This window comes from Aeromonas sp. WP2-W18-CRE-05 (genome assembly GCF_014168615.1).
Lineage (GTDB): Bacteria > Pseudomonadota > Gammaproteobacteria > Enterobacterales > Aeromonadaceae > Aeromonas > Aeromonas caviae.
Genome location: NZ_AP021917.1, coordinates 1,282,891 through 1,300,052 on the forward strand (window position 1 = coordinate 1,282,891; position 17,162 = coordinate 1,300,052).

Here is a 17,162-nt window from a genome sequence, read left to right on the forward strand (position 1 = left end):
GCTGACAAGATGCGTTTTTGATGATCTTCTCACCGGACTGTTACGTTTTGTCACATTTATACATAGTCACGGCATAGTCAGGGGGTAACATGGTGCCATCCTTGATGAAGCTATCTCTTCTTCCTCTCTCTTTGACTGCATGGATCTTGTGATGAAAACGCGCGTGTGGCTGTGGCTTTTCCCTCTTCTACTATTGCTGGCGGCGGGCGCCTGGCATCTGCGGCAGGCTGAACCCGCCAGCAAGCCTGCGCCAAGAGAGATCAACATCAGGGCCGAAACCGTCAGGCAGAGTCTGGCCGAGCCCTCCATCAAGCTGGTGAGCAAGCTTGCGGCCAATCGCTCCGTGGCCATCAGCCCCGAGGTGACCGGCCGCATTGCCACCATCGCGGTGAGTTCCGGCCAGCAGGTCAAACAGGGGCAGACCCTGATCGCCCTGGATGCGGGCAAGCAGCAGGCGGAGCTGGCCGAGCAGAGCGCCAGCGTGCGCGACGAGGCCCGCAAGCTGCGGGACATGCGCAAGCTGGTGGCGCGAGGTGCCGTCACCACCTCGGAGCTGGAGGGGCAGGAGGCGACTGTTGCCCAGGCCCAGGCCCGGGTCGATGCGGCCCGTTACGAGCTCTCCCTGCGCACCCTGGCCGCCCCCTTCGACGGCACCGTCAGCCTCATCGATCTCAGCGAAGGAGCCCTGGTCAACAGCGGCGACGTGCTCTTGCATCTGGACGAGCTGGCAAAACTGCGGCTCGATCTGGCGGTGCCCGAGCGCTACCTCTCCCTGCTGCGCCCCGGCATGGCGGTGACGGCAACCAGCTCGGCCTGGCCGGATCAATCCTTTTCCGGCGTGCTGGAGACACTCGACAGCCGGATCTCCAGCGACACCCAGAACATCAAGGCCCGCGTCATCCTGCCCAACACCGGCGGCCAGCTGCGCCCCGGCATGCTGATGAACGTGGATCTCTCTCTGCCACCCCAGAAGATGACCCTGATCCCCGCCCAGTCGGTGGAGTACGCCGGCGAGCAGCGCTTCGTCTATCGCCTGGAGGCGGACGGACGGGTGAAGCGGGTGCCGGTGGAGCTTGGCGACACCCATGGCGAGGCCGTCTGGGTGCTCAAGGGGTTGAACGTCGGCGATCGCATCGCGGTGGAGGGGCTGGTCAATCTGCGCGACGGCGCCCAGGTACGTGATCTGGGCGAGGTGAAAGGCTGATGTGGCTCTCCGATATCTCAGTACGCCGTCCCCTGGTGGCGGTGGTCATCAGCGCCCTGCTCACCGTGTTCGGCCTGGTGGCCTTCAGCAAACTCACCGTGCGGGAGATGCCGGATGTGCAGACCCCGTCCGTCTCCATCACCACCACCTATGAGGGGGCGGCCCCCGAGGTGATGGAGAGCCAGGTCACCAAGCCCATCGAGGATCAGCTCTCCGGCATCAGCGGCATCAAGAACATCAACTCGGTGACCCGCAAGGGGCGCTCCTCCATCACGGTGGAGTTCAAGCTCGGCTGGAACATGCTGGAGGGCACCTCCGACGTGCGTGACGCCATCTCCCGGGCCAGACCCAAGCTGCCAGACGGGGCGGACGAGCCCATGGTGACCAAGGACAACGGCAACGGGGATGTGGCCATCTGGCTCAACTTCAGCAGCACCCAGATGGACCGTACCGCCATGACGGATTACGCCAATCGCATGCTGGTGGACCCTTTGAGCCTGGTGGACGGGGTGAGCGAGGTCTCCCTCTCCGGCGACCTGACCCAGGTGATGTACGTGCGGCTGCGCCCCGCCGACATGGCGGCTCGCGGCATCACGGTGGCCGACGTGCAGGATGCCCTCAAGCGGGAGAACATCGAGCTGCCGGGCGGCGAGATCCGCAACAACACCATGACCATGGCGGTGCAGATCGCACGGCTCTATCACAGTGCGGAAGATTTTCGCACCCTGCCGGTGAAAACCGCCACCAATGGTCAGAGCATCTATCTGGCGGACATTGCGGATGTGGAGGTGGGGGCCAAGAACGAAGACAGCGCCTATCAGCGCAATGGCCGCGAGAGCCTGGGGATTGGCATCGTCGCTCAGTCCACCGCCAATCCCCTGGCGGTGGCCCAGGGCATCGAGAAGAAGCTCGTGGAGATGCAGCGCTTCCTGCCGGAGGGGGCCACCCTTGAGGTCGACTACGACTCCACCATCTTCATCAAGCAGGCCATCGACGAGGTGTATGAGACACTCGCCATCTGCGCCCTGCTGGTGGTGGCCGTGCTCTATCTCTTCCTCGGGCAGGGGCGCACCACCCTCATCCCCGCCATCACGGTGCCCGTCTCCCTCATCTCGGCCTTCATCGGTGCCTGGTATCTGGGCTTTTCCATCAATCTCATCACCTTGCTGGCCCTCATCCTCGCCATCGGCCTGGTGGTGGATGATGCCATCGTGGTGGTAGAGAACATCCACCACCACCTGCAACGGGGCGAGTCCCCCTTGATGGCGGCCTGGCACGGCACCCGGGAGGTGGGCTTTGCCGTCATCGCCACCACCGCCGTGCTGGTGATGGTGTTCGTGCCCATCGCCTTCATGGACGGCATGGTGGGGCGCCTCTTCACCGAGTTCGCCATCCTGCTCTCCTTGGCTGTGCTCTTCTCCTCCCTGGTGGCGCTCACCCTGACCCCGGCCATGGGCTCCTGGCTGATGCGTGCCGTGGACAAGCCCAACGCCCTGACCGCCACCCTGGACAAGGGACTTGGCTGGGTGGAGGAGCGTTATCGCCGCGTGCTGGGGGCCGTGCTGCGCCGCGCCGTCTGGATGCCCCTGGTGTTGCTGCTCTGCCTCGGCGGCATTGGCGCCCTCTTTGGCAAGCTGCCCGCGAGCCTCACCCCGACCGAGGACAGGGGCGTGCTCTATGTGTTCGTGAAAGGGGCGGAGGGCACCAGCATCGAGCGGATGAAGCGCAACATGCAGCAGGTGGAGGCCGCCATCCTGCCGCTGCTCGGCAAGGGGGTGGTGCAGGCCATGAGCTTCAGCACCCCGGCCTTCGGGCGCGGCGGCGATCAGACCGGCATGGCCATCATCCAGCTCAGCGACTGGGCGGTGCGGGACGAAACGGCCACCGAGTTTGGCCGCTCCCTGAGCGGTCGCCTCGCCGGCATCCCCGACGTGATGATCCGCACCTTCCAGCCGGGGTTCAGAGGCGGCTCCACCGCGGCGGTGCAGTTCGTGTTGCAAGGCTCCGATTACGGCGAGCTCAACCAGCAGGGGCTGGCGCTCAAGGAGGCGGCGGCCCAAAGCGGGCTGATGCAGAGCCCGGATCTCGACTATGCCGAGAAGACCCCGGAGCTGCAGGTGACCATAGAGCGGGAGCGAGCCACCCAGCTCGGCATTCCGGTCTCCACCATCGCCAGCTCCCTGCAGGCCCTGCTCGGTGGCGTCAGCCAGACCACCTATGTGGACAGGGGCGAAGAGTATGACGTCTACCTGCGCGCCAACCAGACCCAGTTCAATGGCATCTCCGACATCAGCCGCATCTATTTGAAGGCCGCGAGCGGCGAGATGGTGAGCCTCTCCACCCTGGCGACCGTCACCCAGGTGGCGAGTCCCCAGCGCCTCAACCACTACCAGCGCCAGAAGGCGGTCACCCTCACCGCGGACGTGGCCCCCGGCCACACCCTGGGGGAGGCGCTCGACTTTCTGGATGGCTGGGCCGCGGATCACCTGCCCACCGGCATGTCGGTGGATTATGCTGGCGAGTCCAAGGACTATCGCGACAACCAGGGGGAGATGGCACTGGTGTTCGGCCTGGCCCTGCTGGTGGTCTATCTGGTGCTGGTGGCCCAGTTCGAGAGCCTGCTGACCCCGGCGGTGGTGATGATGACGGTGCCGCTCGGCATCTTCGGCGGCCTGCTCGGCCTCTGGCTCACGGGGCAGGAGCTCAGCATCTACAGCCAGATAGGCATGATCATGCTCATCGGCATGGTGACCAAGAACGGCATCCTCATCGTGGAGTTCATCAACCAGCTGCGCCAGCGGGGTGAAGGGTTCGAGGAGGCGATCATCAAGGGGTCGGTGCGCCGCCTGCGCCCCATCTTGATGACCTCGCTCACCGCCATCATCGGCGCCGTGCCCCTGATGCTCTCCATGGGGGCGGGGTACGAGAGCCGGATGGCCGTGGGGACCGTGGTCTTCTTCGGCTTGTCCTTGGCGACCCTGGTGACCCTGCTGGTGGTGCCCGCCATCTATCACCTGATCGCCAGACGCGCGGGGATGACGGGGGCGCGGGACCGACTGGTGGACGAAATACTGGCCACGGCAACCCCGGCCAGTCCCTCCCCGGTGCCGGGGGCGGTGGCCCCCGAGGGGCGGGACAAACCGGCGGCCTAGCTTGCCGACTCGGATGACAGCAAGCAGGGCGCCAATGGGCGCCCTGCTTGCTGATGAGATCTGAGCTTGTCACGCCGACCTGTCGCGCCCGCTCGAAGGCGCCCCTTCCCCTCGCGTTCTGTAGGGGCAAAAAGCCGTCGCCCCCGCCTGGCTCTGCCGGTATAATGCGCGACCCGAATTGTTCCAGGTGGTCAAAATGCAGCCGGTTACCAACCTCTTCTCCTATCCCCGTTACTGGGCCGAGTGCTACGGCACGGCGCCCTTCCTGCCCATGTCCCGCGCGGAGATGGACAAGCTTGGCTGGGACAGCTGCGACATCGTGCTGGTGACAGGCGACGCCTACGTGGATCACCCGAGCTTCGGCATGGCGGTGATCGGCCGCATGCTCGAATCCCAGGGCTTTCGGGTCGGCATCATCGCCCAGCCGGACTGGTCATCGAAGGATGACTTCATGCGCCTGGGCAAGCCCAACCTCTTCTACGGGGTGACGGCGGGCAACATGGACTCCATGATCAACCGCTACACCGCCGACAAGAAGCTGCGCCACGACGACGCCTACACCCCGGGGGATGTGGGCGGCAAGCGGCCGGATCGCGCCACCCTGGTCTACACCCAGCGCTGCAAAGAGGCCTATAAAGAGGTGCCGGTGGTCATCGGCGGCATCGAGGCATCCCTGCGCCGTATCGCCCATTACGACTACTGGTCCGAGACCATCCGTCGCTCCATCCTGATCGACGCCAAGGCCGACATCCTCATCTACGGCAACGCCGAGCGCCCCTTGGTGGAGGTGGCTCACCGCATCGCAGGCGGCGAGACCATCGACACCATGCAGGACATTCGCGGCACCGCCGTCATCCGCAAGGAGCCGCTGCCGGGCTGGCGCGGGGTGGATTCGAGCAAGCTCGACCAGATTGGCCGCATCGATCCCATCCCCAACCCCTATATGGAAGGGGCGCCATGCAGCGATGACGAGGGCACTGCGCCGGTGGAGCAGGAGGCCAAGCCCATCCTGGTGCAGCCGCCCAAGCAAAAACCGTGGGAGAAGACCTATGTCAAGCTGCCGGCGTTCGAGCGGGTGAAGGAGGACAAGGTGCTCTACGCCCATGCGTCGCGCATCCTGCACCACGAGACCAACCCGGGCTGCGCCCGCGCGCTGTCCCAGGCGCACGGCGATCGCATCATCTGGGTCAACCCGCCTGCCTTCCCGCTCGAGACCGACGAGATGGACGGGGTGTTCGGCCTGCCTTACCAGCGGGTGCCGCACCCGGCCTATGGCAACGAGAAGATCCCGGCCTACGACATGATCAAGACCTCGGTTAATATCATGCGCGGCTGCTTCGGTGGCTGCTCCTTCTGCTCCATCACCGAGCACGAGGGGCGCATCATCCAGAGCCGCTCGGAAGAGTCGATTCTGAAAGAAATCGAAGAGATCCGCGACAAGGTGCCGGGCTTTACCGGCGTCATCTCGGATCTGGGCGGCCCCACCGCCAACATGTACAAGCTCCGCTGCAAGAGCCCCAAGGCCGAGCAGACCTGTCGGCGCGCCTCCTGCGTCTGGCCGACCATCTGCCCGCACATGGACACCGACCACAGCCCGACCATCAACCTCTATCGCAAGGCGCGCGACCTCAAGGGCATCAAGAAGATCCTGATCGCCTCCGGCGTGCGTTACGACATCGCGGTGGAAGATCCGCGCTACATCAAGGAGCTGGCCAAGTACCACGTCGGCGGCTACCTCAAGATCGCGCCGGAACACACCGAAGAGGGCCCGCTCTCCAAGATGATGAAGCCGGGCATGGGCAGCTACTACAGCTTCAAGGAGCTGTTCGACAAGTATTCCAAAGAGGCGGGCAAGCAGCAGTACCTGATCCCCTATTTCATCTCCGCCCACCCGGGCACCACCGATGAAGACATGGTGAACATGGCGCTCTGGATTAAAGCAAACCGCTTCAAGCTCGATCAGGTGCAGAACTTCTACCCGTCGCCGCTCGCCAACGCCACCACCATGTATTACACCGAGAAAAACCCCCTCAACAAGGTGGTATCTATTCACCAGGACGGGGTTGACGGCATCAGTTCTGCCGGGATGGGATAATCTGTCTTCTCGATGCACGCCCTGACCACGGCCCTCAACCACTCCTGTGGGCAGCGGCCCAATCGCTTGCCGGTCTCCACCAACGACAGGATGCGCTGGCGAAACAGCTCGCCCCGGTGAGACCACACGCCGTAGCTACCCTTGCGCCAGAGCACATAGCCACGCAGCGCCCGCTCCGCCTCGTTGTTGGTCAGCGCTATTTCGTCGTCAGTCATAAACCGCCACAGCATCTCGTCATCCCGCAGCAGCAACTGGCATCGTCCACGGTAGCGTTTGCTGCACAACAGGGCGCCGCGCTCCAACTGGCTTCGCCAGCTTTGCCGGTAACGCGCGAGCCTGCGCAGGTATTTCTGCTTGCTCAACGCACCGCTTTCCCAACGGTGCCGGGTACGAAACACCGCATCCGCCAGCAAGACCAACCGGGCACCGATGGGCTGGTTGCACTGCTCGCTACTCTCGGCGATGGCCGCGAGATTGCGGGCCACGTGGGCCCAGCACAGTTGCCGCTGGTCGGCGTCGATAAACCGGTAGCCGGCGTACTGGTCGGTCACCAGCACCCCGTCAAACTCGGCGCCCAGCAGCCGCTTGGCCGCCTCCTGACCACGGCCATAGGCCGTCATGAAGCAGACGGCTATCTTGCTCAGCGCCAGCCACATCCAGCGGCGCTCTCCACCCCGCTGATGCCGGGTCTCATCGGCATGAACGTGGGTGGCCGTCTGCACCTGCTGCTTGATGGCCTGGTAGGTCGGGGTGAGCATGGCACTCACCCGCCCCTGCGCCTCACTGATGGCGCCCCGGCTAAAACTCAGGCCGAAATGCTGTTTGAGCTGCTGCTGTATCTGGCTGACGCTCTGGTGAAACTGGCCGCTTTGCAGCGCGATGTAGCTGAGCAGATTGGCCCCCATCTGGCTGCTGCTGACGTTGTCTGGCAGTGCGGCCTGGGTCGTGCCGATACACCGTGAGCAGGTCGCACGATACAGTTGGTGTTCGGTGACGAGATAGCTCACCTCGGGCAGCTCGAACACCTGATGAACCTGATAGGGTTTGGCATGGGCCACCATGTCCCCGCCACAGCAAGCGCAATCGGCGGCAGGGTAATGCGGGACCAGGGTCAGGCGGGCATCAAGCGGATGCCGCTCGCGGCGATGTCCCTTGTGACCGGGCTGCGCCCCCCGTTGCTTGCCGGACGCCGGACGCTTGCGGGCCGGCGGCGGTGCACCGGGGCCGTCGCTGGAAGGCGGCTTGGAGGAGTTGCCGCTGTGCTGATTGAGGCGGTCCTCCAGCTCGGCGATGCGGTCGAGGAGCTTATAAATCAGCTCGTTGGCCTGCTCCAGAGTGGTGGGCATTCCCGCGGAATGCATGGTGTTTTTGCTCATGGGGGGAGCGTATCTAAGGAGCAGGATCAAGCAAGCAGGAAAGTGGGATCAAGAGACGATCGTCTCATTTTTCCTGTGTCAATACTGTTCCGGTGAATACTTACACAAGGTGAGTCGCCAGGGCGGGGACGTGTTCGTGGTGAAAGGGGAGCGTCGCCGTCGCCTGCACAAGGCGCTGCTGCGCTACCACGATCCGGCCGGCTGGCCGATGATCCGCGAGGCCCTGCTGGAGATGGGCAAGGGCCACCTCATCGGCAACGGCCCCGACTGCCTGGTGCCGCCGGAAGGGCGCGGCGAAGCCAAGGCCGAGCGCAGCCGCAACAAGGGCCTGAAACCTGCCTTGACCCGCCACAGTGCCATCACCCATCAGCGCAGTAACGGGGTGGGCAACAAGCCGACGGGCGGCAAGCCGGTGGGTTCCCAGCTGCAGAAAGGGGCGGCTAACGGCAAACCGGCCGCACAAGGCGAAGGTAAGAGTGCGGGCCAGAATGCTGGTAAAAGCAAACCTGCCGGAAAACCCGCCCATAAGGGCAAAACCCCGACCCGTGCCGGCTCTGCCAAGCCGGGCGCCAAACCCGCCACTCAGGGCGGTAAGCCAGCGGCCAAAGGAAATGGTGCCAAGCGACCGGCACGGTAATATTTCCTGATTGGAAAGCGATAGAAAACAAAAAGGCGACCGGATGGTCGCCTTTTTTATCGCTCACTCTTCGTCTTGGGTCGGTATCAGGTGATAACTAGCTCTGTACAATCTGTTGGGTTAACCCCAAACACCTCAACTTCCAGCTTTACCAATTCAAGGTGTTTTTCAAATAAAAATATTATTTGCTCGACAGAAATCACGACCTCCTTTGTGTATATAGCAGTAATTATGCTTATTTGTTAATAAGTAATTTCAGCTCATCAAATATATTTGCCGAGTCAGAATATTCTACCTTCCCATTTCCTATAGCTTCAAAAAGACTTAGTACGCTAACCATTTGCTGCATTACTTTTATTATTTTACGGGCTCTTTCTATTTTTTTGTTATCAGGTTTACGCCATTCTGTTACGCGCGCTTGATAACTATCATTTCTATTGTCACATAGAGCTTGATATGAATTTGAAAGAATTGTTTGTCTAATAAAATCAAATGGAGTAATTGATATATCTAAGAAAAATAGTAAAGCATTAGGTTCAAAGTATGGTTCATTTTCTATACAGCATTGATATAGGAATGAGGCTTCATCAATATTAATTGCTTGTGTACCATGTTTTTTTCTAACTAATGCTTCATGTCTAAGCCATTTTATTAAAAGATCATATATAGATTGACAGTGCGCTTCAATCGACGGCTCTCGAAGGAGATCTGGGTCAATTATTGCCGATGAATGAATATTGCAAAGAACTATCTCAATAAAGACCTGAACTTCGGAGAGTAAACCGCGAATTCAACTTCGAAGTGCGACACTCGCCTATGCCGCCTGACGGTACTCTTCGAATACCTTGACAGGCTGCCTGAATCCGAGACATTTCCGAGGTCGTAGGTTGAGCCACTGCTCCGCTCTCCTGACATCCTCGTCCGTGACCTCTCTCAGGTCTGTTCCCTTTGGGATAAACTGCCTCAACAGCCCATTGCTGTTCTCGTTCAGACCGCGCTCCCACGAAGAGTAAGGGTGCGCAAAGTAAGTCTCGGCACCCAGCGCTTCCTCTATCGCCTTGTGTTCGGCAAACTCGCCGCCGTTGTCAAAGGTGATGGTATGCACCTGCTCGATGTAGGGCGTTAACATCTCGATTATCGCATCCCGCACCACCCCAGCCTGTTTGCTCGCGACCCGCTTGACCAGATAGAGCCGGCTCTTGCGCTCCACCAGGGTGACCAGTGCACCTGTGCCTTGCTTGCCCAGCACCGTGTCCGCCTCCCAATCACCGAGCCGCTCCCGGCTATCGACGATAGCCGGCCGTTCATCAATAGAGCGGGCTTCCTTGATGGGAGAACGCAGGCTGCTCGCCCCCTTGCGGTAGCGCTTGTGGCCCTGGCGCAGATGGCGGTACAACTGGCCACCCCGGGCTTTGTCGGCGGCCACATGGCGGTATATCCACTCGTGACTCACCATGAGGCCTATCTGCTTGCCCACCGCGCTTATCTGCTCCGGGCTCCACCACCAGGCGAGTGTCAGCTCGACAAACTGGATGACATCGGCAGATAGCCGAGATTTGGCCGCACTGGCCCGTCGGTGGGTGGCGTGCTGATGCGCATTGTCTGGCTGGTAGCCCTGCGGCCCGGCGTTACGACGCAGCTCCCGGTAGAGGGTGGAGCGATGAACGCCAATGGCGCGTGCGGTGGCAAGGATGGACATCCCCTGTGCGCGAAGCACCGATAACTGGTATCGTTGCCCCTCGGTCAACTGCTGATAGCTCATGGTGATACTGCTTTTACTTTGGCGAGCAGAAGGGTACCACCAATCAGCAGTTGGCCACCTCTCGCCATTCATCCATGAGTGTCGCACTTATTATCTGAATTCCCGAACAATCTAATGCGGAATCAACCTTATGATCATATCCATAATCTTGCTCTGAACCTATCGGACTTAGATAGTCTTTTTCTAACGATGGGATACGAGTATGTATCAGGTTCAAAGCTTTTTCTGATTCTCTGATGACTTCAATATTTAGTTGTTCTTTTATACTTTCATTTTTAGCTACCTTAGCTTTATTCCAAAGGTTATATATAACACTGTGAGTTATAGAAAGCTCCTTTTTTTCTTTTAGTTCTAATAAGTTTTCTACATGATTTTTTACTTCAATAATGGCTGGTGTCATATCGGGAATAAAAACTGTTTGACTATTATCACTTGGAGCAATAAGAGCTAAAAAATCGGATAGATCTCGTTCATCTATTGCCTTTATAAATCTTCCTGTTTCAGGATTTAATAACTGAGCACGTACTCGAAGCTCTCTACTCATCAGTTCCTCTCTAAAATTAATTGATACGCATAACATTTCAATCAGCCGACGCGTCAGTGGTCGACTAGATTGACTTGTTAGGGCTTCGTTCACGAACAAAGAAGAATACTGCAGCTAACTGCGCGATGATCGCCCCTATAAGTGCGATAACAAAGTTATTAGTAGTTGATAAAGACTCTTTATATGACTGTAATTCTTTACCCATCATCTCGATATCTCGCTTAAGCAGAGGAATAGTAACGGCTATTTCAGCTTTAGAAATGAACAGATTTTCCATGTTTTCAACTCGGACATCTAGCTTCTTTATAAGTAATTGATCTCCATCAACCACTGTTTTTTGTTTTAGTACTGCAGTCGTGTCTCTGAGATTAGACTCAATAACTGATAATTTATTATTTACTTCTTGCCACTCTGCGACACTTAAGTTCTTCTCCCGAATAGAGTCAGTGCCAAAGAGTTGAGTAAATAGTGGAGCACCACTCAACAATAAAGCTATCACAAAAAACAGATTAGACTTCCAGTTTTTCAAATTATTCTCCTTATAACCTTATCCCGTATATTGTGATAAAAATAGTAGGTTGGTAATGAATGAAGTGAAGCCTAACGTTTACCGCAAAATGTATCTTTAAGTTGTATCGCGAATTCAACTTCGAAGTGCGACACTCGCCTATGCCGCCTGACGGTACTCTTCGAATACCTTGACAGGCTGCCTGAATCCGAGACATTTCCGAGGTCGTAGGTTGAGCCACTGCTCCGCTCTCCTGACATCCTCGTCCGTGACCTCTCTCAGGTCTGTTCCCTTTGGGATAAACTGCCTCAACAGCCCATTGCTGTTCTCGTTCAGACCGCGCTCCCACGAAGAGTAAGGGTGCGCAAAGTAAGTCTCGGCACCCAGCGCTTCCTCTATCGCCTTGTGTTCGGCAAACTCGCCGCCGTTGTCAAAGGTGATGGTATGCACCTGCTCGATGTAGGGCGTTAACATCTCGATTATCGCATCCCGCACCACCCCAGCCTGTTTGCTCGCGACCCGCTTGACCAGATAGAGCCGGCTCTTGCGCTCCACCAGGGTGACCAGTGCACCTGTGCCTTGCTTGCCCAGCACCGTGTCCGCCTCCCAATCACCGAGCCGCTCCCGGCTATCGACGATAGCCGGCCGTTCATCAATAGAGCGGGCTTCCTTGATGGGAGAACGCAGGCTGCTCGCCCCCTTGCGGTAGCGCTTGTGGCCCTGGCGCAGATGGCGGTACAACTGGCCACCCCGGGCTTTGTCGGCGGCCACATGGCGGTATATCCACTCGTGACTCACCATGAGGCCTATCTGCTTGCCCACCGCGCTTATCTGCTCCGGGCTCCACCACCAGGCGAGTGTCAGCTCGACAAACTGGATGACATCGGCAGATAGCCGAGATTTGGCCGCACTGGCCCGTCGGTGGGTGGCGTGCTGATGCGCATTGTCTGGCTGGTAGCCCTGCGGCCCGGCGTTACGACGCAGCTCCCGGTAGAGGGTGGAGCGATGAACGCCAATGGCGCGTGCGGTGGCAAGGATGGACATCCCCTGTGCGCGAAGCACCGATAACTGGTATCGTTGCCCCTCGGTCAACTGCTGATAGCTCATGGTGATACTGCTTTTACTTTGGCGAGCAGAAGGGTACCACCAATCAGCAGTTGGCCACCTCTCGCCATTCATCCATGAGTGTCGCACTTATTATCTGAATTCCCGTATTACCAATCTGCGATATCCATTCTTATCACGCTTTTATTGGCGAAATAATACTTGCCTGTTGGACTTCGCAGCGCTCTGTGCCAACCTACGAAAATAAAAACGAAAAGACGCTACCGCCCGTGGATTACAGCTTCCAATATGCTCCCTTGACCCGCGCTGGCAGCAACCCATCGCAGTTCAACAGGTTCTGAGTGGCTATAGTAAGCCAAATGAAACTGTCAAGGTGAGCCTTAACCTGATGTAACCATCAGAATCTCATCGTTTTTTGAACTTGATCAGCAAATGGAACTGGAAGGTGGCTTTGTAGCCATATCCCGCTTTGGCAAACAGGGAAATCTAGCAGGGAAATCTAGCAGGGAAATCTAGGACACCCACCTTTTTGACAGCGGCGTAGCCCTGTACTTGGCTTGAGGTGTCACTGCCCAGGGGGTGAGCCATGACCATTGCCCGTTCACGTCAAATCAGTTTGCAGGATACGCCTTACTACCATGTGGTCAGTCGCTGTGTGCGGCGGGCGTTTCTGTGCGGGGAAGATGCCCACTCCGGCCAGAGTTACGAGCATCGGCGCCAGTGGGTGGTGGACAGGTTGGGCCAATTGTCGCGACTGTTTGCCATCGGTGTGTGTGCCTATGCGGTGATGAGCAATCACTATCACCTGGTGCTCAAGGTCGAGCCGGATACCGCTGCCAATTGGAGCGAGCGGGAGGTGGCCGAGCGTTGGGCGGCGCTATTCCAGTGGCCGCTGCTGGTACGACGCTGGTATCAGGGGGAATCCCTGATTGAGCCTGAACTCGCTGTGGTGCAACAACTGATAGGACAGTGGCGGGAGCGCCTGCATTCCATCAGCTGGTTTGTGCGGTTGCTCAACGAAAACCTGGCTCGGCAGGCCAATCGGGAAGATGGTTGCAAGGGCCATTTTTGGGAAGGGCGCTTCAAGAGCCAGGCCCTGCTCACCGAATCAGCCCTGCTGGCCTGCATGGCCTATGTTGATCTCAATCCGATACGAGCGGGATTGTCCGACCGGCCTGAACAGAGCGATTACACCAGCCTCAAGCAGCGTCTCGATGGCGAGCAGTCCGCCGCCCCATTGCCGCCGTTGCTGTTGCCATTCGCGCACGACGCGCGACCCGATAGCCTGCCATATGCCTTTGCGGATTACCTGATGCTGGTGGACTGGACAGGCCGCGCCATCCGAGTGGACAAACGGGGCCATATCCCGGCTTCTCTTGGCCCCATCCTGGCGCGGCTGGGGTTGGACGAGGTGCGCTGGCTCAAGCAAGTGACGCTGTTTCGGCGCCAGGGCATCAGAGTGGTGGGTGACAAAGAGCATTGTCAGCAGTTTGCCTGGCACTGTGGCCAGCGACGGTGTCATCAACCATCCCTTTGAGTGATGAATATTTGTGTCATAACAACGTCCGGTATAGCGCCAGCTCATCACCGGTGTGATCGCATCTGAATTGGCGTCATCGATGCCAAGACATTCTTTTTAATCCCCCGAGTTTCACAAATGCCATCGCAAATGCTGGATGACGAGTTGTGCTGTGCTGTGCTGGGCGCTGGATGAGGGCTTTCTCTAAAAGATGGCTGTCCTGATAAGGTGATAAGGCGCTCGCGTCATACAACGTCCGGTATAGCGCCAGCTCCCCGCCGGTGTGATCGCATCTGAATTGGCGTCATCGATGCCAAGACATTCTCTTTAATCCCCCGAGTTTCACAAATGCCATCGCACATGCTGGATGACGAGTTGTGCTGGGCGCTGGGTGAGGGCTTTCTCCAAAAGATGGCTGTCCTGATAAGGCGGTCCTGATAAGGCGGGTTGGGGAAGAGGGGCTATCAGTCCTTTGTCAACAGGCCCTCTCTCACAATGCGGCGACATCGTGGGTGTTGCTTGAACAGGTTATTTTTGCATCAGTGAAACAGAGTGGGTGATATGGTTCCTCCAATGGAACAATCCGTACACAAAGATGGCTGTCCCAAATAAAAAAGAGACCTTATCTTGCTCGGTCCATGGAGAAGGGGGGAGATGACGACGCCCCTTGGGGATCTTTTACAAGAGTCGGCAAATATGGGGACCCACCTTTGGCTCGCATGACCAAACCTGATGCCAAGGGGCGGGTTGGCCGATATCTCGAATGGGGGCAGCGTTGGCAATAAATAGCAAGGGCGACCAGTTGGTCGCCCTTGTGTGATGGGCAGAAGCGCGGGCTCTGCCTGTGAAGGTAACGGTTATTGCAAATCCGTGCTCAGGCTGGGAGCACCGAAGTTCACCAGGGTGGCATGGGAGTGCTCGAAGTACTGTGACCAGAAGTCACCGAGTGCATCCATGGTCTTGCCGGAACGATAGGCGTGTTTCACCGCGTCGGTCACCAGCCCGGCGCCCGTGACGTAGACGCGAGCGCCTTGCAGATCGGCAAACAGCCCCTTGCTCTTGGCCTGCTTGAGCTCGTCACCGACATTGAGCTGCTTGATCTTGTTGGTGGCATAGAAGCTGGTGTAATCGGAGTGCTCCAGCATGTCCGAAATGAGGAACACGACGCGGTCATTGACGCCTTGCTCGGCCTTCATATCGTCACCCACCTTGCGCAGCGAGTTCATGATTTCGCTCTTGGGGATGTCCTGGCGGGCATCACGCAGTGCTTTCACGAACTGTTTGCCAAAGCCGTTACGAAAGACCTTGGTCTGCGTCGTCAGGCAGGTGTCCAGGCCGCGCAATTTGCGCATGCTGACATCGTCCCGGATCTCCCCTTCCAGCGGCATATCCAGTTGCCCCGCGTAGGCCAGGCGAAGGTATTCGCCAGGCAAGAAGGCGGAGAAGGTATAGAGCTTGACGCGATCACCAGCCTGCACGAACCGCTCTATCTGCCCCCAACTGCTGCGTTGCAGATCGTCAGGCATCGGAATGGTCTGGTCGATGATGACCACCAGTTCGCGACCGGTGCCCGCAGGCTTGATGTCGGTCAAGCCATTGCGCTCATAGCAGCTCTGTATGTCGTTACGCTCGGCCGCCAACGCTGCACAAGGCAGCGTCAACGCCAGTAGCAATACCTGGGTGATCTTCACGATTAGGCACTCTGCTTGGTGGGAAAGAGGCCCAGGGTCTTGAGGGCCATCTGCTGTTCACGGATATCACGCAACTGCGCTTCGTCCACCCCCAGTGCGCGGCTGGCTGCTGCCAGACTCTCTTCGGGCAGGCCAGTGACATCATGGAAATCGGCGGCCTTGACGGCAGCGCCGGTCTGGCCGGGGGCGTCAGTGGTGGGCGGGAGAGCCGCCTTTGCCTGCGCAACAGCCGGTTGTACGGCGGGTGCCGGCTCGGCTTGCGCTGCCGGTGCGACCTGGGGGGCCGGCTGAGGGGCCGGCTTGGGTGGCACGGTGCCTGCCTTGTACTCGATAAAGGCCAGGAAATTGCGATGGGCGGATTTCTCCCCTTCCAGCGCCCCCAGCACACCCGAGTTGGTATGGTCACGGCTCGACAACAGGGTCTGCAAGCGGCGGAGCTTGTCATCGGCATGGCTGGCAATGGCGGTGCGTTGCTGGTCCATCGCGTCCAGCATCTCTTCGGCGGTCGCGTATTCGTGTGTCAGACGCCAGGCTGTTTTGGAATGGGTGCCCGCAAAGTGGTATTTGCTGGCAAGCCAGATGCTGATCCCCTGGATGGCGATGTAAATGAGCGACAGCATGACGTAGGTGGTCAGGCTGGCCTCACGGATGGCCTGCATCTTGTCTTCGATGGTGGCCTCTTCCGCCTCGTTGTTGATGGCTTGAGACTCTTCCGGCAGATCAAACGGCGACCCCATGCTGCTGTCACTCTGTGCCGTTGTTTCGGCGCGCATGTTGTTGACCATCTCGGTTTCGATGCTGTCGAGGGTGGCTGAACGCACCACGAAGGCGCCCACTGCCATACAGGCAACAAACGAAGCACAGACAATCAGCCAGACAAACTTGCGGCTGACACCTGAATTCACGTCTTTCAGGCGGGCCAGCAACTGCTCGTAGTCAGGTTTGTCAGAGTCCGAGAAGGAGTCTTCCAGATTGATGGCCTTGTTTGCCTTGAGGGTACGGGAGCGTTTTGAGGGCTCTTCCCCTTGCCACCAGTGACGCGCCCGGGCGATCAGGCTGTTGTGATGCAGGGAGTGTCCGGCCACTTCAGCCAGGAATGCGGATGCAACGGCGAGCAGCAGAGCCGTCGCGGCTGCCAGCAGGTGACGGTCATTGGTGGAGGCATCCATGTTCATCCAGCCTGCCAGCACGTAGGCAAAGCCCATTGCCTCGACCAGCACCAGCACCAGCACCAGAGCAAGCACCCACGCCGGGCGCGGGGAGCGGCCGGCCTCTCCTGCCTTGGCAAGGTAGTCGAGGGAGGCGTTGTAGGCATCTGTCCCCTTTAAATGCTTCTTGTATTCGCGGTAGTACACATTCGACAGGGTCACTTCATGGTTGATCCAGCCATCGCCATCGACCGAGGCTGGCTTGCGGGCGAGACGGGCCACTGTGCCGATCAGCGGCAGGCTGTGCCATACCCGGATCAGGAAGTAGGAGACATGCTCCCAATGCCGCCACACCACCACGGCGCTGACGAGGAATGAAACAATGCCAACGGTCAGCATCTGGTTGGCGAGGATCAGCGTCTTGAGCGCTGCCAAAGAAAAGTCTTCCACTAAGTTTCTCC

10 protein-coding genes and 2 pseudogenes are annotated in these 17,162 nt (G+C 58.8%); 5 read left to right on the forward strand and 7 right to left on the reverse strand.

The features are described 5' to 3' along the window. The first annotated feature begins 151 nt into the window (after positions 1 to 151). From H7R73_RS06305 to H7R73_RS06315, 3 genes and pseudogenes are all read left to right on the forward strand, one after another. Entirely contained in the window at positions 152 to 1,204 is a 1,053-nt protein-coding gene (locus H7R73_RS06305) for an efflux RND transporter periplasmic adaptor subunit (protein WP_039039307.1), read from the forward strand. Further along, entirely contained in the window at positions 1,204 to 4,356 is a 3,153-nt protein-coding gene (locus tag H7R73_RS06310) for an efflux RND transporter permease subunit (RefSeq protein ID WP_010673508.1), read from the forward strand. Before H7R73_RS06305 ends, H7R73_RS06310 begins: the two co-directional genes overlap by 1 nt. Before the next feature lie 196 nt (positions 4,357 to 4,552). Then, positions 4,553 to 6,397 (forward strand): annotated as a pseudogene (locus tag H7R73_RS06315) (YgiQ family radical SAM protein); the annotation flags it as partial. A gap of 8 nt (positions 6,398 to 6,405) precedes the next feature. Here H7R73_RS06315 and H7R73_RS06320 read toward each other — a convergent pair. Next, entirely contained in the window at positions 6,406 to 7,827 is a 1,422-nt protein-coding gene (locus H7R73_RS06320; RefSeq protein ID WP_043155065.1) for an IS66-like element ISKpn15 family transposase, read from the reverse strand. A gap of 100 nt (positions 7,828 to 7,927) precedes the next feature. Here H7R73_RS06320 and H7R73_RS06325 point away from each other — a divergent pair. Next, positions 7,928 to 8,464: pseudogene (locus H7R73_RS06325) on the forward strand (DUF3362 domain-containing protein); the annotation flags it as partial. 814 nt (positions 8,465 to 9,278) lie between these two features. Here the strand turns inward: H7R73_RS06325 and H7R73_RS06330 are convergent. The 4 genes from H7R73_RS06330 to H7R73_RS06345 form a co-directional block, all read right to left on the reverse strand. After that, on the reverse strand, positions 9,279 to 10,226 hold the full coding sequence (locus H7R73_RS06330; protein WP_019706001.1) for an IS30-like element ISAs2 family transposase: 948 nt from the start codon (positions 10,224 to 10,226) through the stop codon (positions 9,279 to 9,281). Positions 10,227 to 10,269: 43 nt separating this feature from the next. Continuing rightward, on the reverse strand, positions 10,270 to 10,770 hold the full coding sequence (locus H7R73_RS06335) for a hypothetical protein (protein WP_182951565.1): 501 nt from the start codon (positions 10,768 to 10,770) through the stop codon (positions 10,270 to 10,272). Between the two features lie 64 nt (positions 10,771 to 10,834). Further along, complete coding sequence (locus tag H7R73_RS06340) at positions 10,835 to 11,299, reverse strand: hypothetical protein (protein ID WP_103260614.1); 465 nt, start codon at positions 11,297 to 11,299, stop codon at positions 10,835 to 10,837. A gap of 138 nt (positions 11,300 to 11,437) precedes the next feature. Further along, on the reverse strand, positions 11,438 to 12,385 hold the full coding sequence (locus H7R73_RS06345) for an IS30-like element ISAs2 family transposase (protein ID WP_019706001.1): 948 nt from the start codon (positions 12,383 to 12,385) through the stop codon (positions 11,438 to 11,440). 544 nt (positions 12,386 to 12,929) lie between these two features. Between H7R73_RS06345 and H7R73_RS06350 the strand changes: the two genes are divergently transcribed. Continuing rightward, positions 12,930 to 13,880, forward strand: coding sequence for a transposase (locus tag H7R73_RS06350; protein ID WP_103260613.1), 951 nt, complete (start codon positions 12,930 to 12,932; stop codon positions 13,878 to 13,880). A gap of 839 nt (positions 13,881 to 14,719) precedes the next feature. Here H7R73_RS06350 and H7R73_RS06355 read toward each other — a convergent pair. Both H7R73_RS06355 and H7R73_RS06360 read right to left on the reverse strand, forming a co-directional pair. After that, complete coding sequence (locus H7R73_RS06355) at positions 14,720 to 15,553, reverse strand: hypothetical protein (RefSeq protein WP_042017295.1); 834 nt, start codon at positions 15,551 to 15,553, stop codon at positions 14,720 to 14,722. Between the two features lie 2 nt (positions 15,554 to 15,555). After that, entirely contained in the window at positions 15,556 to 17,151 is a 1,596-nt protein-coding gene (locus tag H7R73_RS06360; RefSeq protein ID WP_042017297.1) for a hypothetical protein, read from the reverse strand. Between the last annotated feature and the right edge of the window lie 11 nt (positions 17,152 to 17,162).